Source organism: Caenimonas sedimenti, from assembly GCF_007833165.1.
Taxonomy (GTDB): Bacteria; Pseudomonadota; Gammaproteobacteria; order Burkholderiales; family Burkholderiaceae_C; genus Ramlibacter; species Ramlibacter sedimenti.
The window spans coordinates 55,420-75,056 of the sequence record NZ_VOBQ01000019.1; the positions used below are offsets into that span (position 1 = coordinate 55,420).

Annotated in this window: 21 protein-coding genes; 9 read left to right on the forward strand and 12 right to left on the reverse strand. The window is 69.3% G+C overall.

Annotated elements, in window-relative coordinates; translation table 11 throughout:
* Positions 1-79: 79 nt before the first annotated feature.
* Genes FN976_RS22700 through FN976_RS22735 form a run of 8 tightly spaced genes read left to right on the forward strand, consistent with a single transcriptional unit; the run spans position 80 to position 6,307 of the window.
* On the forward strand, positions 80-1,087 hold the full coding sequence (locus FN976_RS22700; protein ID WP_145895357.1) for a TRAP transporter substrate-binding protein: 1,008 nt from the start codon (positions 80-82) through the stop codon (positions 1,085-1,087).
* A gap of 16 nt (positions 1,088-1,103) precedes the next feature.
* A complete protein-coding gene (locus FN976_RS22705) occupies positions 1,104-1,550 on the forward strand; it encodes a type II 3-dehydroquinate dehydratase (protein WP_145895358.1) in 447 nt (148 codons plus the stop codon).
* A 16-nt stretch (positions 1,551-1,566) separates the two neighbouring features.
* The gene (locus FN976_RS22710; RefSeq protein WP_145895359.1) at positions 1,567-2,247 is read left to right on the forward strand and encodes a hypothetical protein; all 681 of its coding nucleotides are present in this window, start codon (positions 1,567-1,569) and stop codon (positions 2,245-2,247) included.
* Positions 2,248-2,263: 16 nt separating this feature from the next.
* The gene (locus tag FN976_RS22715; RefSeq protein WP_145895360.1) at positions 2,264-3,142 is read left to right on the forward strand and encodes an SMP-30/gluconolactonase/LRE family protein; all 879 of its coding nucleotides are present in this window, start codon (positions 2,264-2,266) and stop codon (positions 3,140-3,142) included.
* A gap of 20 nt (positions 3,143-3,162) precedes the next feature.
* The gene (locus tag FN976_RS22720) at positions 3,163-4,383 is read left to right on the forward strand and encodes a helix-turn-helix domain-containing protein (protein ID WP_145895361.1); all 1,221 of its coding nucleotides are present in this window, start codon (positions 3,163-3,165) and stop codon (positions 4,381-4,383) included.
* Between the two features lie 45 nt (positions 4,384-4,428).
* Entirely contained in the window at positions 4,429-5,106 is a 678-nt protein-coding gene (locus tag FN976_RS22725) for a Vgb family protein (RefSeq protein WP_145895362.1), read from the forward strand.
* Positions 5,107-5,126: 20 nt separating this feature from the next.
* On the forward strand, positions 5,127-5,873 hold the full coding sequence (locus FN976_RS22730; protein WP_145895363.1) for a DUF899 domain-containing protein: 747 nt from the start codon (positions 5,127-5,129) through the stop codon (positions 5,871-5,873).
* Positions 5,858-6,307, forward strand: a complete 450-nt coding sequence (locus FN976_RS22735; protein WP_222432868.1) for a hypothetical protein — start codon at positions 5,858-5,860, stop codon at positions 6,305-6,307. The genes FN976_RS22730 and FN976_RS22735 overlap by 16 nt, the downstream gene beginning before the upstream one ends.
* On the opposite strand, the gene FN976_RS28995 is transcribed toward FN976_RS22735, so the two are convergent.
* The 4 genes from FN976_RS28995 to ltnD form a co-directional block, all read right to left on the reverse strand.
* On the reverse strand, positions 6,308-6,478 hold the full coding sequence (locus FN976_RS28995; protein WP_186511104.1) for a hypothetical protein: 171 nt from the start codon (positions 6,476-6,478) through the stop codon (positions 6,308-6,310). It abuts the gene before it with no gap.
* A gap of 84 nt (positions 6,479-6,562) precedes the next feature.
* Complete coding sequence (locus FN976_RS22740) at positions 6,563-7,213, reverse strand: class II aldolase/adducin family protein (protein ID WP_145895365.1); 651 nt, start codon at positions 7,211-7,213, stop codon at positions 6,563-6,565.
* Positions 7,210-8,514: a 3-oxo-tetronate kinase gene (gene otnK, locus FN976_RS22745; protein WP_145895366.1), complete on the reverse strand. Its 1,305-nt coding sequence runs from the start codon at positions 8,512-8,514 to the stop codon at positions 7,210-7,212. The genes FN976_RS22740 and otnK overlap by 4 nt, the downstream gene beginning before the upstream one ends.
* Before the next feature lie 2 nt (positions 8,515-8,516).
* Positions 8,517-9,413 carry an L-threonate dehydrogenase gene (ltnD, locus tag FN976_RS22750; protein ID WP_145895367.1) on the reverse strand — a complete coding sequence of 299 codons (897 nt, stop codon included), beginning with the start codon at positions 9,411-9,413 and terminating at the stop codon, positions 8,517-8,519.
* A 36-nt stretch (positions 9,414-9,449) separates the two neighbouring features.
* Between ltnD and FN976_RS22755 the strand changes: the two genes are divergently transcribed.
* Positions 9,450-10,361, forward strand: coding sequence for a glutaminase (locus FN976_RS22755; protein ID WP_145895368.1), 912 nt, complete (start codon positions 9,450-9,452; stop codon positions 10,359-10,361).
* Positions 10,362-10,367: 6 nt separating this feature from the next.
* On the opposite strand, the gene FN976_RS22760 is transcribed toward FN976_RS22755, so the two are convergent.
* The 8 genes from FN976_RS22760 to FN976_RS22795 are packed head-to-tail and all read right to left on the reverse strand — an operon-like array spanning position 10,368 to position 19,603.
* Positions 10,368-11,327 carry a Bug family tripartite tricarboxylate transporter substrate binding protein gene (locus tag FN976_RS22760; protein ID WP_145895369.1) on the reverse strand — a complete coding sequence of 320 codons (960 nt, stop codon included), beginning with the start codon at positions 11,325-11,327 and terminating at the stop codon, positions 10,368-10,370.
* A gap of 28 nt (positions 11,328-11,355) precedes the next feature.
* Positions 11,356-12,108 (reverse strand): enoyl-CoA hydratase/isomerase family protein, encoded by a 753-nt coding sequence (locus FN976_RS22765; protein WP_145895370.1) that lies wholly within the window; start codon positions 12,106-12,108, stop codon positions 11,356-11,358.
* Positions 12,105-12,911 carry an enoyl-CoA hydratase gene (locus FN976_RS22770; RefSeq protein WP_145895371.1) on the reverse strand — a complete coding sequence of 269 codons (807 nt, stop codon included), beginning with the start codon at positions 12,909-12,911 and terminating at the stop codon, positions 12,105-12,107. Before FN976_RS22770 ends, FN976_RS22765 begins: the two co-directional genes overlap by 4 nt.
* Positions 12,908-14,101, reverse strand: a complete 1,194-nt coding sequence (locus FN976_RS22775; protein WP_145895372.1) for a CaiB/BaiF CoA transferase family protein — start codon at positions 14,099-14,101, stop codon at positions 12,908-12,910. The genes FN976_RS22770 and FN976_RS22775 overlap by 4 nt, the downstream gene beginning before the upstream one ends.
* A 7-nt stretch (positions 14,102-14,108) precedes the next feature.
* A complete protein-coding gene (locus FN976_RS22780) occupies positions 14,109-15,767 on the reverse strand; it encodes a carboxylesterase/lipase family protein (protein ID WP_255440742.1) in 1,659 nt (552 codons plus the stop codon).
* Between the two features lies 1 nt (position 15,768).
* Complete coding sequence (locus FN976_RS22785) at positions 15,769-16,827, reverse strand: ABC transporter ATP-binding protein (protein ID WP_145895373.1); 1,059 nt, start codon at positions 16,825-16,827, stop codon at positions 15,769-15,771.
* A gap of 18 nt (positions 16,828-16,845) precedes the next feature.
* A complete protein-coding gene (locus FN976_RS22790) occupies positions 16,846-18,567 on the reverse strand; it encodes an ABC transporter permease (RefSeq protein WP_145895374.1) in 1,722 nt (573 codons plus the stop codon).
* Complete coding sequence (locus FN976_RS22795; RefSeq protein ID WP_145895375.1) at positions 18,560-19,603, reverse strand: ABC transporter substrate-binding protein; 1,044 nt, start codon at positions 19,601-19,603, stop codon at positions 18,560-18,562. The genes FN976_RS22790 and FN976_RS22795 overlap by 8 nt, the downstream gene beginning before the upstream one ends.
* Positions 19,604-19,637: the final 34 nt, after the last annotated feature.

Here is a 19,637-nt window from a genome sequence, read left to right on the forward strand (position 1 = left end):
CTGGAATGGGGTTCTGGGAGCATCCCTATCATGCCCCATCCCGGCTGCCGTGGCCGGACTTTCCTTCGGAGACATCCCCATGCGATTCGCACGACGCAGCCTTGTGGCCACCGCCCTCCTCGCTCTCGCCTTCGGCGTGGGCGCGCAGGACATCCAGGAACGCACGATCAAGTTCGGCCACCTGAACAACCCGGACCACCCGACCAGCCTGGGCGTGCGGAAGTTCGCCGAAATCGTCGCGGCCAAGAGCGGCGGCAAGATCAAGGTGCAGGAGTTTCCCGCCTCGCAGCTGGGCAACGAACTGCAGCAGCAGGCCGCGCTGCAGGGCGGCGTGCAGGAAATGCTGGTCGCATCCACCACGTCGCTGAACGGCATCGTGAAGGAATTCGGCATGCTGGACTTCCCCTTCCTGTTCGCCAATGCCAGGCAGGCCGACGCGATGGTCGATGGCCCGCTCGGCAAGGCACTCTCGGCGAAGCTGCCGGAGAAGGGCGTGGTGGTGCTGGGCTTCTTCGACCTGGGCTTCCGCAATGTCACCAACAGCAAGCGCCCGATCACGAAGGGGTCCGACCTCGAAGGGCTGAAGCTGCGCGTGATCCCCAACCCGGTGTTCCTGGAAACCTTCAAGGCCTTCAACGCGAATCCGCTGCCGATGCCGTTCGCCGAGCTTTACGGCGCCCTCGAGAACAAGGCCGTGGACGGCCAGGAGAACCCGTTTGCGGTGATCGCGTCGAGCAAGTTCTACGAGGTGCAGAAGTTCGTCAGCGGCACCAACCACGTGTACGGGACCAATCCGGTCCAGATCAGCAAGCGCTTCTGGGACCGCCTGTCGCCGGCCGAACAGAAGCTGCTGCAGGACGCCGCCACCGAAGCCACGAACTGGCAGCGCACGACCAGCCGCGAAGTCTCCGGCAAGGCGCTCGGCGAACTGACCGCCAAGGGCATGGTCTACAACGACATCGCGCCCGCTGAACTGGCCAAGATGCGCGCCGCCGTGCGGCCCGTGTACGACAAGTTCTCCGCCGCCTATGACCCGGCCCTCGTGACCCTGTTCAAGGCCGAGCTGGAACGCATTTCCAAGCTCTGATGCGACGGGCGAACCGGTGAAATTCCTTGTCCTGCACGGACCGAACCTGAACCTGTTCGGCCGCCGCGAGCCGCACATCTACGGCCACACCACCCTGGCGCAGATCGATGCGCAGCTCGCCGCGCTCGCCGGCGAGCTGGGCGTGCGGCTCGAGACGATCCAGTCCAACCACGAGGGCGCGCTGATCGACTTCCTGCACCAGCACATCGACTCCGCGCACGGCGCGCTGGTCAACCCGGCCGGCCTCACGCAGCACGGCGTGCCGCTGCACGACGCGATCAAGGCGATGCCTTTCCCGGTGCTCGAAGTGCACATGTCGAACATCGCCGCGCGCGAGCCCTGGCGCAGCCACTCCATCATCTCGCCCGCGGTGAAAGGCACGATCCAGGGGCTGGGCCCGCAGTCGTACCTGCTGGGCTTGCGCGGCATCGCCGCCCTCGCCGCCCAGGCCGTGGCGCGATGAGCGTGGGCGCGTAGCGATGGCGCTCCTTGGCCAAGCGGCACTGGCCATGTGGTGGGACATGGCACCGGACGTCCGGTCCGATTTCGAGGACTGGCATTCGCACGAGCACTTCCCCGAGCGGATGGGCATCCCGGGATTCCGCCGCGGCACGCGCTGGCGCAGCGCGTCCGGTGGCGGGGGCATCTTCGTCATGTACGAACTGGAAGCGCACGAGACCCTGTCTTCCGCGCACTACCTCGCGCGACTGAACCAGCCGACACCGTGGTCGGCGCGGATGATGCCGCACCATCGCAACATGGTGCGCAGCCAGTGCCGCGTGCTGGCCAGCCAGGGCACTGGCCTCGCGGCGAACGCCTTGACCGTGCGGCTCTCGCCGGCTGAAGGCCGGGCGGACGCGCTGCACCAATCCCTGGCCGGGCTGATCGCTGCGTTGCCGATGCGCCCGGGGCTCACGGGCGCGCACCTGCTGCGCCACGAGGCTCCCGCCATCGCGGTGACCACGGAACAGAAGATCCGCGGCGGCGACCAGTTCGCGGACTGGGTCCTGGTCGTGCCCGGATATGACTTGCACGCGCTGCGGAACCTGGCGGAAGCGGAACTGTCCGGGCCGTCGCTGGTGGGGCTGGGCGCGGCGCCTTCCCTGGTCCACGGCCTCTACGCACTCTCGCATTCGGCTGTACCGGCGGACGTGGCCTGAGCGCCAGGCTGGCTCCATGCGCGCGGCCGTGCAATGCATCCTCCCCGGCACGGACTTGCTGGGCGAATCGCCGCTGTGGTGTGAGCGGACCCAGTCGCTGCTGTGGCTGGATATCGACGGTGGCCGCCTGCAAAGGTGGCATCCCGCGAGCGGCCGGCACGACACATTCGCGTTCGACGACCGTTACGTGGGCTCGCTCGCGCTCACGCAGCAAACCGGCCAGGTGCTGCTGGGCATCGACCTTGCCCTGGTGCGGTTCGACCTGGGCACGGGCGAGCGGCGGCTGCTCTGCCAGGTGGAGCCAGCGGAGATCGACAACCGGCTGAACGACGGCCGCTGCGATGCCCGCGGGCGCTTCTGGGTGGGAACCATGGACAACCAGTTGCACCGGCCGCAGGGCGCGTTCTACCGCGTCGACCCGGACGGTGCGGTGCACAAGCAGTTCGGCGACGTGATCGTCTCCAACACGGTGGCGTTCTCGCGGGCGCAGGACAGGCTCTACTTCTCCGACACGCGGCGCTTCACCACCTGGCAGTTCGGCCTGGATGCCGCAGCGGGTACGCTGGGTGAGCGGCGGGTCTTCGTCGACCACACTGCCGCACGCTGGCGGCCCGACGGCGCCTGCGTGGATGCCGAAGGCTTTGTCTGGAACGCGATCTTCGCCGCCGGGCGGGTGGTGCGCTACTCCCCGGCCGGCGAGGTCGACCGCGTGATCGATCTGCCGGTGACGAATCCCACCTGCGTCTGCCTGGGCGGCCCCGAGCTCCAGACGCTCTACATCACCACGGCGCGCAAGTTCCTGGACCGCGCCCAGCTGCGCGCCGAGCCCTGGGCCGGGTCGGTGCTGGCCGTCGAAGTCGACGTGCCGGGGTTGCTGGAGCACCGGTTCGGCTGAAGGCATGTAGCCTTGCGGCCATGGACTCCCTGATCACCGCCTCCGCGCGCGCCCTCGCCGCCGGCGATGCACTCGGCGCGCTCAAGCGCGTGGCCCTGCGCGACGACCCGCCGGCCCTCGCCCTGCGCGGGATCGCGATGGCGCAGCTGGGCGAACACCCACGCGCGCGTGAACTGCTGCGGCAGGCGGCGCGCGCTTTCGGCAGCCACGAGGAGCTGGCGCGCGCGCGCTGCGTGGTCGCCGAGGCCGAGGTGGCACTCGCGATGCGCGACTTCGCCGCTTCGCCCCGCGCGCTGGCGGCGGCTTCGGCCACCCTGGCGATGCACGCCGACCATGCGAACGCGATGCAGGCGCGGCTGGTCGCGGCGCGCAGGAACCTGTTGCTCGGCCGGTTGGCAGATGCGCTGGCGAACCTCGCAGGCATCGAGCCGAAGGCACTGCCGCCCTTGCTGGGGGCGGTGTTCGAGCTGGCCACCGCTGAACTCGCAGTGCGTTCGCTGCGCATCGCCGACGCGCGCGCAGCGCTCGCGCGGGCGCAGGATGCGGCCTTGCGGGCACGCGTTCCGGCACTGCTGACCGAAGTCAGGGAAGCATGCGCCACACTGGACCGGCCAGCCGCCCGACGCATCGCGGCGGGCGGCCAACAACCCCTGCGCCTGGACGAGGTCGCCGCCCTGCTCGCTTCCGGGGCGCTGGTGGTCGACGCCTGCCGGCGTGGACTGGGCACCGGCGCTGTCTGGCAGCCGCTCGCCCGGCGGCCGGTGCTGTTCGCGCTGGCCCGCGCGCTCGCGGGGGCCTGGCCGGGTGACGCCGATCGCGAAACCTTGATCGCGGATGTCTTCCGCACCCGGCGACCCGACGAGACGCACCGGGCGCGCCTGCGGGTGGAGATCGGCCGGCTGCGCGCACTCGTGAAGCCACTGGCGCGCATCGAAGCGACGCCGCGCGGCTTTGCCCTGCGGCCTGGCGGCGACGAACCCGTCGTCGTGCTCGAACCACCCATTGCGGGCGAGCAGGCCTCGCTGGTCGCCCTGCTCGCGGATGGGGCGGCCTGGTCCACGTCGGCGCTGGCGCTGGCGCTGGGCGCGAGTCAGCGGACGGTGCAGCGGGCACTGGCCGAACTCGAGGCCGAAGGACGCGTGCGCGCCATCGGCCGGGCCCGCGCTCAGCGCTGGCTCGCACCGCCGCTGGCGGGATTCACGACGATCTTGTTACTCCCCGCCACGCTGCCGATTGAATAGAGTGGGTTCCACGGCGCCGCTTCCGGCGCGCGACAGGAACCGACGATGACTTCCAAGACCCTCCGGTCCCCGCAGCCGGCCCAGGCACGCGCCGCCGAGATCGTGCGCGAATATGGCCCGTTCCCGGGCTTCGACAAGATTCACGGCGTCACCCACGACGGGCGCCACGTCTGGGCCGCGACCGGCGCGAAGCTGGTGGCGTTCGACCCCGCCAGCGGCGAGGCGGTGCGCACGCTGGACTGCGCCGGAGACGCGGGCACCGCATTCGACGGCACCCACCTCTACCAGATCGCCGAATCGCGCATCGACAAGATCGATCCCGCGACGGGCCAGGTGCTGGCCTCGATTCCCGCGCCCGGCAGTGGCAGCGACTCCGGGCTCACCTGGGCCGAGGGCAGCTTGTGGGTCGGCCAGTACCGCGACCGCAAGATCCACCAGATCGACCCCGCGACGGGAGCCATCCGGCGGACGATCGAGTCGAACCGCTTCGTCACGGGCGTGACCTGGGTCGACGGCGAGCTCTGGCACGGCACCTGGGAAGGTGACGACAGTGACATCCGCCGCATCGACCCGCAAAGCGGCGCCGTGCTCGAACGCCTGCAAATGCCCAGTGGCACCGGCGTCAGCGGGCTCGAGTCCGACGGCGCCGGCCTCTTCTACGCGGGCGGCGGCGGCAGCGGCAAGGTCCGCGCCGTGCGACGCCCGCGCGCCACCAACACCTGACCACCCCAAGGAACATCCACATGACGAACACCAACCCCGCCATCGTTTCCCGCGAGCAATGGATCGCGCAGCGCGAGACGCTGCTGCAATCGGAGAAGGAACTCACCCGCCTGCGCGACCGCATCGCCAGCGAGCGGCGCGCGCTGCCCTGGGTCCGCGTCGAGAAGAACTATGTCTTCGACGGCCTCGGAGGTCCGCGCACGCTGGCCGACCTGTTCGAAGGGCGCAGCCAGCTGCTGGTGCAGCACTTCATGTTCGGCCCCGGCTGGGCGCAGGGCTGCCCGAGTTGCAGCTACATGGCGGATCACACGGACGCGATGAATGTGCACCTGAAGCAGCGGGACATCGCCATCGTCGCCATCTCGCGTGCGCCGCTGGCGGACATCGAGCGCTTCCGCCAGCGCATGGGCTGGAAATTCACGTGGGTCTCGTCGCACGGCACCGACTTCAACCACGACTTCGGCGTCAGCTTCACGCGGGAACAGGTGGAGCGGGGCGAGGTCCCGTACAACTACCAGGTACAGGCCTTCCCGGTCGAGGAAGCCCCGGGCGTCAGTGCGTTCTGCAAAAACGGCGCGGGCGAGGTCTTCCACACCTACTCCACCTACGGCCGCGGCGTGGAAGTGATGATGGGCACGTACAACATGCTGGACCTGGCGCCGAGGGGCCGGGACGAAGGCGATGCACCCAACAGGATGCAATGGGTGCGGCATCACGACCGCTACGAGCAGGCCCGCGCGGCGGCCGGCGCTTGCTGCCATTCCTGATGACGCCCCGCTGGGCCTGGTGGACGGCGCTGTGCCTTGGCCACTCGGTCTACTTTTTCCTGCTGGCCTCGGCGGTTGTGTTCGGGCTTGCGCTGGACGGAGCCTGGATCCAGGTCATGGCAGCCGGGCTGCTGATGGCGGCGATCGTCGCGCAGCTGTCCAGGCGAACACCGGGTGCCGTGCGCGGGCCAGCCGGTCACGCCGGGCTCGCGCTCTGGTCTTTCCTGATGGCGAACTGGCATGGCGCCGGGCTGATGCTGGTCCCCGTGCTGATGCCCTTGTGCGTGGGGGACGGATCACCAGGCGCATTCGCGGGCAACCCCGTGCTGCTCGCGTTCCTGGCCGTCGCGGGTCACGCAGCCGCGATGATCGCCGCCACCGGTGGGCTGGCGCTCGCCGGCCGCGCCGCCCGCTCCCGTCTCCTGCGGCGCTGACTACTCCGACGCGGGCTTCGGCTCCCTGGGATCGGCTTCCAGCTTCTTGCGGCCTTCGCGCGCGAGCCGCGCCGTCTCGTCCAGCACCCGGTCCTCCGAGGCTGCGGGGATGGGTTCATCCTCGCGCAGGGGATTGGGGTTGCTAGCCTCCAGGTTGTCTTCAGTGGGCATGGTTGCTCCTTGGTTGAGCCCGATTGTTGAGGTCCGGGCGGCGCCACCCATCGGCGGCCGCCGCCGCGGGGTGTAGGCGGCGACCTACCAGGCAGCGCCGAAGTGCCGGCGCAGCTCGTCGATCTGGGCCGCGGTCAAGGGAGCCGGCCGCGCCATCAGCCACAGCCGGGCGGTCTCCTCCAACTCTTCCAGCACGGCGCTGGCTTCGGCTGGACTGCGATGCCACACGCAGGGCCCCAGCCTCTCCAGCATCACGGCGCGGATCGGAGTACCAGCCGCCCGAGATGTCTCGATGCGCGCCGCCACGAGTCCGGCAACCGCTGGGTCACCTGGGCGGTGATAGGCGACCAGCGGAACGTGCCCGACCTTCATCACGAAGTAGGGGGTGATCGGCGGCACGATGTCGTTCGGGCTCCAGACGCCCGCCAGGGTCAGGGCCACGAGATGCGTCGCGTGCGTGTGGATGACGCAGTGCGCGTCGGGGTCGGACGCGTAGATTCGCTGGTGCAGCGCCAGCGTCTTGGAGGCCCGGTCGCCCGCCGTCTGGACGCCCTGTGCATCGATCTCGGCCAACCGCCCAGGTTCCAGCGTGCCGAGGCAGGCGTCCGTGGGGGTGATCAGGAAGCCGCCATCCGGGAGGCGCACGCTGATGTTGCCGGCACTGGCGTGGACGTAGCCACGCTGGTACAGCGAGGCACCGACGCGGCAGATCTCGTCACGCAGAGCCCCGGTCACCGCTGTTGCCCCAGCATCGCGAAGGCCTTGCGGAAGAAATCTGGCGCGCCGAAATTGCCGGACTTCAAGGCCATGTGCACCGTCTCGCCTGCACACACGGGCGACTGCACGGCCGTCCACGGCACACCCGGATCGATCTGTGGCCCGATCGCCATGCGTTGCACGCCCAGGGCCTGCACCACGGCGCCCGAAGTTTCGCCGCCCGCCACCACCAGCTGGCGCACGCCGGCCCGTACCAGGCCGATGGCGATGGACGACAAGGCCTGCTCGACGACTTCACCTGCCCGGGCAGCGCCAAGCTGGGCTTGCACAGACTTCACGGCCTCCGGCTCCGCCGTTGCGTAGACCAGCACGGGGCCCTGCGCAAGCCGGGGCCCGGCCCACTCGAGCGCTGCCCCGGCCACATCGGCGCCCGCCGCCAGTTCCAGCGGGTCGATCGCGAAAGCCGCACCACCCGTTGCCTTGAACTGCGCCACCTGTGCGTTGGTCGCCAGCGAACAACTGCCTGAGATCACGGCGCGTGAACCGCTTGCCGACGGCAGGACGTCTGCCGCCACGTCGTCCTTCAGCTGGCCAGCGTTGCGCCAGTTCTGCGGCAACCCGATCGCGATGCCTGAACCGGCGGTGACCAGTGGCATCCCCGCCAAGGCTTCACCGATGCGCAGGAGGTCATCGTTGCCGACGGCGTCGACCACCGCGACGGAGACACCCTCCCCCTGCAGTTCATCGAAGCGAGCACGAATGGCGCCCGCGCCACGCGCAACGACGTGCTGCGCCACCAGGCCCACGCGGCGGCGCGTCTGCGCCTGCATCACGCGCACCAGGTTGGCGTCGGTCATGGGTGTGAGCGGATGGTTGCGCATGCCGCTCTCGCTGAGCAACTGGTCGCCCACGAACAGGTGGCCCTTGAAGACCGTGCGCTGGTTCTCCGGGAACGCGGGACAGGCGATGGTGAAGCCCTGGCCCGGCCCGTGCAGCGCATCGAGCAGCGCGTCCGTGACGGGCCCGATGTTGCCGTCCGGCGTGGAATCGAAGGTGGAGCAGTACTTGAAGTAGACCTGCTGCACGCCCTGCCCTTGCAACCAGCGCAAGGCCGCCAGCGACTGCTGCACGGCATCGGCGGCGGGAATGGTCCGCGACTTCAGCGCGACGACGATGGCGTCGGCGTCCACCGTGGCGGCTTCATCGCCTGGCACCCCGATGGTCTGCACCGTGCGCATGCCGCTGCGCACGAGGTTGTTCGCGAGGTCCGTGGCGCCGGTGAAATCGTCGGCGATGCAGCCGAGCAGTGCCCGCCCCATGCTCAGGCCTTCGCCTCGGGCAGCGTGATGCCCGGGAAGATCTTGATGACCGCGCTGTCGTCCTGCTGCCCGAAGCCGGCCGATGACGCCTGCATGAACATCTGGTGCGCCGTGGCCGAGAGCGGCAGCGGAAACTTCGTCGCGCGCGCCGTGTCCAGCACCAGGCCCAGGTCTTTCACGAAGATGTCCACCGCGGACAGCGGCGTGTAGTCGGCAGCCAGCACATGGGCCATGCGGTTCTCGAACATCCAGCTGTTGCCGGCGCTGTGCGTGATGACTTCATACAGCGCTTCGGCGTCCACGCCCTCGCGCAGTCCGAGCGCCATGGCTTCCGCCGCCGCGGCGATATGCACGCCGGCCAGCAACTGGTTGATGATCTTGACCTTGCTGCCGTTGCCGGCCTGGTCGCCGAGCTTGTAGACCTTGGCGGCCATGGCGTCGAGGATGCCGCCGGCCTTGGCATACGCCGCCGGCGTGCCCGCCGTCATCATGGTCATCTGGCCGGAAGCGGCCTTCGCCGCGCCGCCGGAGATGGGCGCGTCGAGGTACAGCAAGCCCCGCTCGGCCAGCCGCCGTTCCAGCGCGACGGACCAGCCCGGGTCCACGGTCGAACACATCACGAACAGGCTGCCGGGCTTCATGGCGGCCGCGGCGCCCTTCTCGCCGAACAGCACGGCTTCGGTCTGTGCGGCATTCACCACGACGCTGACGACGACGTCGCATCGCGACCCCAGGTCGCCCGGGTCGGCGCAGGCGGTACCGCCTTCGGCCGCGAAGCCGCGCGCGGCCTCCTCGCGCACGTCGCAGACGTGCAAGGCATAACCCGCGCGGCGCAGCGAAGCCGCCATGCCCCGCCCCATGGCGCCCAGGCCGATGACACCGACGTTGATGTTTTCCATGCGGCATCGTAGCGCCTGCCGGGCACAATGTCCGCCATGCAATTCCAAGCGCTGCTCGAAGAGATCGTCGCCACCCTGCGCCCGGAGCTGGGCCGGGAGGGTCAGGTCGCCAGCTACATCCCGGCGCTCGCGCGGGTGCCGGCGGCTCAGTTCGGGATCGCGCTGCGGACCTGCGACGGGCACGAAGCCCAGGCGGGCGACAGCACGACGCCCTTCTCCATCCAGAGCATCTCCAAGCTGTTCACGCTGACCCTCGGCATGCGCGAGATGGGCGAGACGCTGTGGGAACGCATCGGGCGGGAGCCTTCCGGCAATCCATTCAATTCGCTGGTGCAGCTCGAATCGGAGCATGGCGTCCCGCGCAACCCGTTCATCAACGCCGGTGCCATCGCCGTGACCGACCGCCTGGTCAGCCTGTTCGACGCCAAGGCGGAGATGCTGACCCTGCTGTCCAGCCTGTGCGAGGAGCCGATCCGCTACGACGAGGAAGTGGCTGCATCCGAGGCGGCCACTGGTTTCCGCAACGTTGCCATGGCGAATTTCATGAAGAGCTTCGGCCGCATCGACAACGACGTGGCGGCCGTGCTCGACGCGTACTTCCACCACTGCGCGGTACGAATGAGCTGCGCGCAGTTGGCGCGCGCGGTGGGGTTCCTGTGCCGCGATGGCGTGCATCCGGCAACGGGCCAGCAGCTCCTCACGGAGCGCCAGGCGCGGCGCGTCAACTCGCTGATGCTGACCTGTGGAACGTACGACGCGGCGGGTGAATTCGCCTTCCGCATCGGGCTGCCCTGCAAGAGTGGCGTGGGCGGCGGCATCGTGGCCGTGGTGCCGGACCGGCTCACCCTGTGCGTGTGGTCCCCGGCGCTGGAATCGAGCGGCAATTCGCTGCTGGGCATGAAGGCGCTCGAGATGTTCACCGCGAAGACGGGCTTGTCGATCTTCTGAGGCGCCTCACTCGACCTTCACGTTGGCCTTCTTCGCCCGTTCCAGCTGCGCCTGGCCCGCGCTCTCGGCCCAGGCGTTGAATTCGGCGGGCGCCTTGAACGGTGCGGCTTCGTTGCCGGTGGTGAGCAGCTTCTCGCGCACCTGCGGGTCGTTCAAGACCTTGTTCGCGGCGGCCACCAGTTTGTCCGCCACCGGTGGCGGCAGTTTGGCCGGGCCGAACAGGCCGAACCAGAAAGAGACGTCGAACCCCGCCAGCCCCTGCGATGCGATCGTCGGCAGGCCAGGCGTCACGGCCGACGGCTCGGGCGTTGTCACGCCCAGCATCCGGACCACGCCCTGCCGGCCCAGCGGCAGCACCGAAGCGGCGGTGCCGAACGACAGGTCGACGTCCCCCGCCGCCACCGCCTGCAGCGCGGGGGCGCCGCCCTTGAACGGGATGTGCACCATCGAGGCGTCGATGGCCTTCTCGAAGGTCAATGCCGCCATGTGCGGCGAGCCGCCGATGCCCGACGACGAATAATTCAGCTTGCCGGGTTGGGCCTTCGCCTTCGCCACCAGGTCCTTCAGGCTGCCGATGCCGCTCTTCGGGCTGACGGCGAGCACCAGCGGCGCGATGGTCAGGCGATTGATCGGCGTGAAATCCGTGTGCAGGTACTGGACCTTGTACAGGTGCTGGTCGATGCCGTAGAGCGTGCCCGTGGCGAGGCCCAGCGTGTAGCCGTCGGCCGGCGCGCGCCAAAGCAGGGTCGACGCCAGCGTGCTGCCCGCGCCGGGCTTGTTGTCCACCACGATCGTCTGGCCCAACTCCCTGCCCAACGCCTCGCCGACGATGCGCGCGATCACGTCGGCCGCCCCCGAGGGCGAGTAGCCCACGATCAGCCGGACCGGCTTGTTGGGATAGTCGCTGCCTTGCGCGGCGACGGGAAGCGCCAGCAGCAGCGCTGCGGCCATGAACCAGATCTGCATCACGACGATGTCTCCTTGTTCTGAGGTCCTACTTGCCCGTGAACCGGGCCGGCCGCTTCTCCGCCCAGGCCGCCTGCCCTTCGCGCAGGTCCGCCGATTCATAGGCGCGGCGGATGTCCGCCTGCAGTTCGGCCGCGTCGAGCGTGCCGCGGGCGATGCGATTCAGGTGGCGCTTCATGGCCAGCAACGGCAACGGGGCCATCGAGGCACACGCCGCCGCCAGGCCCGCGACCTCGGCGTCGAGCTGCGCCGGGTCCACCAGATGCGTCAGGTACCCCATCTGCTTCATGGTGGCGGCGTCGATCTTCTGCGCGGTGAGGAACAGCAGCTTGGCGTTGTCCAGGCCCAGGCGGGTCACATAGCGCTCGAGCCCCGACCGGTAGTAGTGCAGGCCAAGGCGGGCCGCCGGCATGAACATGTCGATGCCTGCCGCGCCGACGCGGAAATCGCACGACAGCGCCAGGTCGGTCGCGCCGCCATAGACGCCACCCTGCAGCACGGCGATGGTGATGGCACGCGCGTGTTCCATCGAGTCCACCACCTCCTCGAAATTCACCTTGCGCCCGCCGCCGATGCTGGCGATGTCGTAGCCGCTGCAGAAGTACTTGCCGGTGCCGCGCAATTGCAGCACCAGCACCTCGGGCATGGCATTGCACTGCGCGATCAAGCCGCTCAGCACCTCCAGGTCTTCGGCGGTCAGCCGGTTGGCCTGCGCCGGACGGTGCAGGGTGATGGTGGCGACGCCGCCATCGACGGTGAGTTGGGGGTTTCCGGAGTTCATCGGCCTTGGAAGGATGGTGGGCGCTTGGCAAGGAAGGCGCGGCGGCCTTCCTTGTAGTCGTCGCTGTCGAAACACCGCGCCACGAGCGCGGAGACGGATGCCGTGTCGGCGGCGTCAGCATAGCGCTCGAACAGCTGCACGGCGGCCTTGGCGGCATGCACGGTCAGCGGCGCATTGGCCGCGATCCGGGCCGCGTAGTGGTTCACCTTCTCCTCCAGTTGCCCGGCCTCCACCACGAAGTTCACCAGCCCGAGCCGCAGGGCCTCATCCGCCTCGAGCATGCGGGCACTGAACAGGATGTCCTTGGCGGCGGACGGCCCCACCAGGCGCGCCAGGCCCGCGATCCCGCGGTAGTCGTAGCCCAGGCCCAGGCGGGCCGCAGGGATTGCGAAGCGCGCGTTCGCGGACGCGAAGCGGACGTCGGCGGCCAAGGCGATGGCCAGCCCGCCGCCCACGCAATACCCCTCGATCAGCGCGATCAGCGGCTTGCTCAGGTTGGCCAGGCCGGCGTGCCCGCGCGCCGCGATCTCGTCGTAGCTCTTCTTCTGCGCGGCGTCGGCGCGGTGCTGCTCGAACTCCGAGATGTCGGCACCCGAGACGAAGGCTTCGCCGCCGGCGCCGCGCATCACGACCACGCGGACGTTCGCATCCTGTCCGAAGGCTTCGGCCGCGATGCCGAGACCAGTCCACATGTCCAGCGACATCGCGTTGCGGCGCTCGGGCTGGTTGAAGGTGATCCAGCCGATGCCGTCCTGCACGCGGGCGAGGATGCGATCGGTGCCGACCGGGATGAGGTCACTCATGCCACCGCTCCTTCACTGCGCAAGCGCCGGACGGCGTCGGCGTCGTAGCCCAGTTCCTCCAGCACCGAATCGGTGTGCTCGCCCGCATCGGGGGCGGCACGCTCGAAATGCTCAGGGTGGGGACAGGCGGACAGGTTGATCGGCGAGCGCAGCAACTGCAGGTCGCCCAGCGCGGCATGCGGCGCCGGACGCGTCATGCGCAGGTGGCGCGCCTGCTCGTCCTCGAAAGCCTGGCCGATGTCGTACACCGGCCCGCACGGAACACCGGCTTCGTTCAAACGCTCGACCAGCTCGGCCACGGTGTGGTGGCGTGTCAGTTCGTTGATCTCGGCTTCCAGCGCGCGCCGGTGGGCGAGGCGCGTCGCCTGGTCCTTGTACGAGGGATTGGTGGCGAGGTGCGGCGCTTCCAGCGTCTCGCACAGCTTGCCCCACATGGCGGCGCCCGGCCCGCAGATGTTGACCTTGCCATCCTTCGCGTCGAAGGTGCCCATGGGCACCAGCGTGGGATGCGAGTTGCCCTCCTGTTGCGGCACGGCGCCGTCCATGGTGTAGCGCACGCCCTGGAAGTCGAGCTTGTTCAGCATGGCTTCGAGCAAGGAGGTGTGGACCCACTGGCCGCGCCCCGTGCGCTCGCGATGCAGCAGCGCCAGCAGGATGCCCTGCCCCAGGAACATGCCGGAGGTGGTGTCGGAAATCGCGATGCCGGTGCGCCAGGGCCCGCGGCCCGGCTCGCCGGTGACCGAGCTCAGCCCGCTCATGCCTTGCACGATCTGGTCAAGGCCCTGGCGGTTCGCATAGGGGCCGCTCTGGCCGAAGCCGGAGATGCTGGCCAGGATCACGCGCGGGTTCACCGCACTGAGCGCCTCGTACGTCAGGCCCAGCCGCTCTTTCACGGAGGCGCGGAAGTTCTCCACCACCACGTCGCTGCGCTTCACCAGCCGCATCAGCACTTCCTTGCCCGCCGGAGTCTTCAGGTCGACGCTCAGGCTGCGCTTGTTGCGGTGCAGGTTCTGTTCGTCGGAGCCCCGCCGATGCCCCAGCGTCGGCGGCCGGCCCGGCGGGTCGATGCGGACGACGTCGGCGCCCCAATCGGCCAGCAGGCGAACCGCCGTGGGCCCGGCGCGCGCGATGCTGAGGTCCAGCACCCTGCAGCCCGACAGGGGGAGGGGAAAAGTGTTCGTGGCAGTCATGGGCGTTTCAAACGGGCAACCAATAGGTGCGGAAGGCGCGGCGCGGATCGTCCACCGCGCGCGTGGCGCTGGCCGGGCCGTCGAACACGAGTGTCGTGCGCTTCTCGCGCGTGTAGGGGGCCCAAGCCGGCGTGCGCGCGTTGTTCGGGTCGCCGCTGGCCGCGAAGCTCACCCAGGCGCTCGCCAGCTGGTCGGCCAGGCCCATCTGTTCGTCACTGGGGCCGTTGAGCCCCAGGCGGATGTCGTGCAGGCTGGGGCCGATGTCCACGCCGTGCGGCGCGCCATAGCGGCCGCCGAAGGCCGGACTGGGCGTCTTCCAGAGATAGGTCCAGACCGGCGCCGCCTGCTGCGCGGCCTTGCGCTCCGCCTGCAACTGCGCGCCGAGCCGGAAGGTGGTATCGGTGTCGATGCGGGCTTGCAACTGGTAGGGCGTCGCCTTGGGGTCTTCGTCGCGGTACATGGCCACGAGCTTGGGGGCCTCGGCCTTGGCATCGACGCCTGGCCGGCTGGCCAGCTTGGCTTCAGCGAACTTCAGCAGGCCGGCCTGGTCCAGGCCGAAATTGCCCTGGCGGTAGGCGCGGTCCTCGAAGGTGGTGCCGATGATCATGGGCACGGCGGCGGAGACCGCCGGCCCGTCCGGGTCGAAGGGATGACGCGGGAGGTTGACGCCGTCGACCACGGGGGAGAAGGCGCGCGGCGCCTCGCCTTGCGCGCGGTCGGCCTGCTCGAACTGCACCTGCACCGCCAGCAGCTGCTCCATCGGCAATTGGTGCAAGCGGTCCAGTGCGCCCTTGCCGACCTGCAGCGCCGCGAGGTAGCGGCCGGCGATGTCGTGCGACGTCTCCTTGGGCATCAGCCGCAGGCCGGACCCGCTCATCACGCCGGCCCGATGGAACAGGCCCCTGGCCGCGGGCATCGCCATCAGGGCGCCGGCTTTCAAGCCCCCGCCCGACTGGCCGAACACCAGCACGCGCGACGGATCACCGCCAAAGGCCTCGATGTTCTCGCGCACCCACTTCAGGCCGGCCACCACGTCCAGCATGCCGGCCGTGCCGGCGTGCGCATAGCGTTCCCCGCCATGGCCCGCGAGGTTGAGGTAGCCGAACGAACCCAGGCGGTGGTTCAGCGTGACGAACACCGCGTTGCCGAAGCGCGCCAGCATCTCGCCGTCGAACTGCGGAGAATTGCCGGAGCCGGCGTAGAAGCCGCCGCCGTGCAGGTGCACCAGCACCGGCCGTCTGGCGGAGCGCTCGGGCGACGGCGTCCAGAGATTGAGCACCAGGCAGTCCTCGCCCATGCCACCGGGTTGCAGGTCGTAGGCGATCAGGTCGGCATAGGCGCGGCGCCGGTCCGCTGGCATCTGCGGCGCGTAGTTGCCGTAAGCGGTGGCATCGCGCACGCCGGCCCAGCGGGCCACCGGCTGCGGCGGCATGAAGCGGTTCGCCCCGCCGGTGTCGGCGCCATAGCGCAGGCCCTTGAAGACGTGAATCCCGCCCGACTTGAGGCCCCGCACCCGGCCGTCGGCCGTTTCCACCACCGAGAAGACCGGGTCGTCGGCCATGGCACGCACTCCAGGAAGCAGCAGGCCGCCGGCCACCGCGGCCGAGCGCAGCCAGTGGCGGCGGGACGATCCCGCCGCTGGCATCTGCAGGTTGTCGATGTTCATCTCAGGCCACCACCGCGACGCCGCCGGGGTCGACCGACAGCTGCGCCTGTTGCCCCACCTCGAACACGCTGGTGGGCGGTGCGTGCACCTTGAGGGCGGCGCCGCCGGTGGCGGACTGCACGAGGTAGTCCCAGTACTCACCCAGGTAGGTGCGGCCCACCACCGAAACCGTGCCGAGCGCCAGCGCCCCGCCGGCGGCGCTGCCGAGAAACAGCGACTGCGGCCGGATCGACACCTGCTGCTCGCTATGCCCCGCCTCGGCGGCCGCGAGGGGAATGCCCTGCGGCAGGCCTTCCAGGGTGAAGCGGCCGTCGTCCAGACGGCCCGTGACCAGGTTGGTCTTGCCGATGAAGCCCGCCACGAAAGGCGTGCGCGGCCGGTTGTAGAGATTCCAGGGTGTGTCGATCTGCTCCAGCCGGCCCTGGTTCAACACGGCGATGCGGTCGGAGATCGTCATGGCCTCGGCCTGGTCGTGCGTGACATACACCGTGGTGAAGCGGAACTCGTCGTGCAGGCGCCGGATCTCCGCCGCCATCTCCTCGCGCAGGTTGGCATCGAGGTTGGACAGCGGCTCGTCGAGCAGCAGCACCTCCGGCCGGACGATCATCGCCCGCGCCAGCGCGACGCGCTGCTGCTGGCCACCGGAGAGCTCCGCCGGATAGCGCTGCGCGTACGGGCCCAGCTTGACCACGTCGAGCATCTCGGCGATGCGCTTCTGCATTTCGGCGGCCGGCACCTTGCGCACGCTCAGCCCGAAGCCGACGTTCTCGGCCACCGTCATGTTGGGCCAGATGGCGTAGCTCTGGAAGATCATCGACATGCCGCGGTGCTCGGGCGGCACGGAGCGGCGCGGCGAAGAGATCTCGGCGCCATCGACCAGGATGCTGCCCGCGCTCGGATCGATGAAGCCCGCGATCATGCGCAAGGTCGTGGTCTTGCCGCAGCCCGAGGGGCCGAGCAGCGTGACGAGTTCGCCGCGCTCCAGCTGCAGGTTGACGTCATCCACCACGGGGGTTTCGGTGTACGTCTTGCGCAGGTTTCTCAGTTCCAGTTTCGCCATGGCTCCCGTCCTTGTTGCCTACCCGCGGCGCAGCATGAAGTCGCGCCCGGCGAGCTTCATGCCGATCGCCACCACCACCGTCACGATCACCACCAGCACCACGCCCATCGCGGCCAGGATTTCGTAGTTGCCCTGCTCGCTCAGGTCCAGCGTGAGCACCGACACCACGCGCGAAGCCGGCCCGGTCAGGAACACCGCCGTGGAGAGTTCCTTGGTGCAGATCACGAACACCAGCACGAAGGCGCCGACCAGCGTCTTCTTCAGGAGCGGCACGACCACCTTGGCCAGGACGGTGAGGCGGCCGCCGCCGAGGACCCGCACCGCCTCTTCCAGCTCCGGGTTGAGCGCACGCACGCCGGCGGAACTGGCCGCCACCGCGATCGGCAGGAAGCGCGTGGTGAACGCCACGACGATCAGCGCCCCCATGCCGTAGAGCGAAAACGGTGGCCCCGCGTACGCGGAGTAGAGCCCAATGGCCAGCACCAGGCCCGGCACCGCCACCGGCGCCAGCGCCAGGAACTGCACGAACGCCGGGAACGGCGTGATGCGCCGCTGGGTGGCATAGGCCACGCAGATGCCGAGCGTGACGCAGATGATGGCGGTGGTGGCGGAATACAGCACGGTGTTGACCAGGGCCGAGCGCACCGTCAGCTGCTCGAAGAAGATGGCGTGGAAGTTCGCCAGCGTGAGGTTCCCGGGCGACAGGCCCCGCCCCCAGGCTTTGGACAGGGAGGCGAGTATCAGGATCACCAGCGGCATCACCACCGCCAGTGCCGCCACCAGCACCGAGTAGCCCAGCAGCAGCCACTTCCAGAAGCCGATATCGAAGGGCCTGCGCTCACCGCCCTTGCCCGAGACGGAGACGTAGCCCCGGCGGGCCAGCAGGCGGCGCTGCAACGCCAGCATCACGACCGTCAACAGCAGGATCGGCATCGAGAACGCGGCGGCCTGCTCGACCTGCAGCGGGTACTGGAAGAACGACACCAGTTGCGTCGTGGCCAGGTTGATCCGCGCCGGGATCGCGATCAGCGCCGGCGTGCCGTAGAGCGCGATCGCCTCCAGGAAGATCAGGATGGCGGCGCCCAGGATGGAGGGCAGCACCAGCGGCAACGTCACCCGCGCCATGGTCTGGAACTTGCCGGCGCCATGAATGGCCGCGGCGTCTTCCAGCTCGGTCGACACCAGGTCGAGCGCCGACTTGGTGAACACGTAGATCAGCGGGTAGGTGTAGAGCGCGATGACGAAAGCCAGGCCCCAGAAGCTGAAGATGTTGAACGGCCCCTTGTCCGCCCCCGTGACTTCGATGAACAAGCGGTTCAGCCAGCCGGCATTGGGCCCCGCCAGCAGGATCCAGGCGATCGCCCCCAGGAAGTTGGGCATGACGAACGCCGCCAGCACGCTCAGGTGCGTGAAGCCGCGCGCCGGCATGTTGGTGCGCGAAACGGCCAGCGCCAAAGGCACGCCCAGGGCCAGGGCCAGCACGGTGACGGCCGCGCCCAGGTACAACGAGTTCAGCAGCGCCTGCAGGTGGCGCGCGCGGCCCAGCGCCTGCACATAGCTGTCCAGCGACCAGGCGCCATCCGCCGTGTGGAAGCTGTCCCAGACCAGCCGCAGGATCGGGTTCGCGACCAGCAGGACGAGCAGGATCGTCAGTACAGCGAACAGCCAGAGCGCGGGATCCGCCCAGCGGCCCGGCACGCGGCGCACGGCGGCCGCCGGAGCGAGGACGGCCTCAGACACCAAACGCGTCCTTCCACAGGTCGATCACCTTGGGGATGTTCACCACCATCTGCGGTGGCGTCGGCGCCAGCAGCGGCTTGGCGTCACCCAGCCCGAGGACGCCCGGCGCGGGCTTGGCGTTGGCGCGCAGCGGCACGCTGAATTCCTCGACCGAGATGCGCTCGGTGTCTTCGCTGCCCAGCATCCATTCCATGAACAGCTTGGAGGCATTCGGCCGGCGCGTGTTCGCCAGGATGCCCGAGGGCGACAGGATCAGCACCGGGCCTTCCTTCGGCGCCAGCGTGGCGACCGGGTTGCCGCGCTGCGCGGACCGCGCGGCCAGGCTCATGGGGCCGGCGGAGATCGACGCTTCGCCCGAGATGACGGAGGTGACCGCGTCGATGGTCGAACGCCCGACGTGCGCCTTGTTCGCGGCCAGCTTCTTGAAGTAGCCGTCGCCGAAGAGCTTGCGCATCTCGATGCACCAGGCGCCCGCCGCTCCGCTGTAGGCGGGATGCGCCACGACGGTCTGCCCGCTCCACTTGGCATCCACCAGGTCGGTCCAACTGCTCGGGATGGCCGAACCCGTGACCTTCTTGGTGTTGTAGACCAGGCCCATCATGAAACACGTGGACGGGTGGAAATAGGCGTCCGGGTCCATGCCCTGCACCCGCTTGTCCTGCTTGGCGACGGCGGCGGGCAGGTATTTCACCAGCAGGTTGCGGCCCTTCAGGTCCACGAAGTGCGACAGGTCGGTCGACGTGAAGACGTCGCAATTCGGCGTGCCGGCCTTCAAGTCCTGGTTCAGGCGCTGGAAAGCGACCTGCGCCGTGGTGCGCACCACGTTCACTTTGATGCCGGGATAGCGCGCCGTGAACGTGCGGCCCATCTTCTCGGCCACCTCCGAGGTCTGCGGCACCGCGTACCAGGTGAGCTCGCCTTCCTTTTTGGCGGCTTCGTACAAGGCGGCCAGGTTGGCGGTCTGGCCGCGGGCCATCCAGGGCAAGGCCACGGTGGCGGCGGCCAGGGCCCCGAACTGTCGTCTGCGCAAGAACATGGATGTCTCCTGATTTCGAGTCCGACGAGTATGC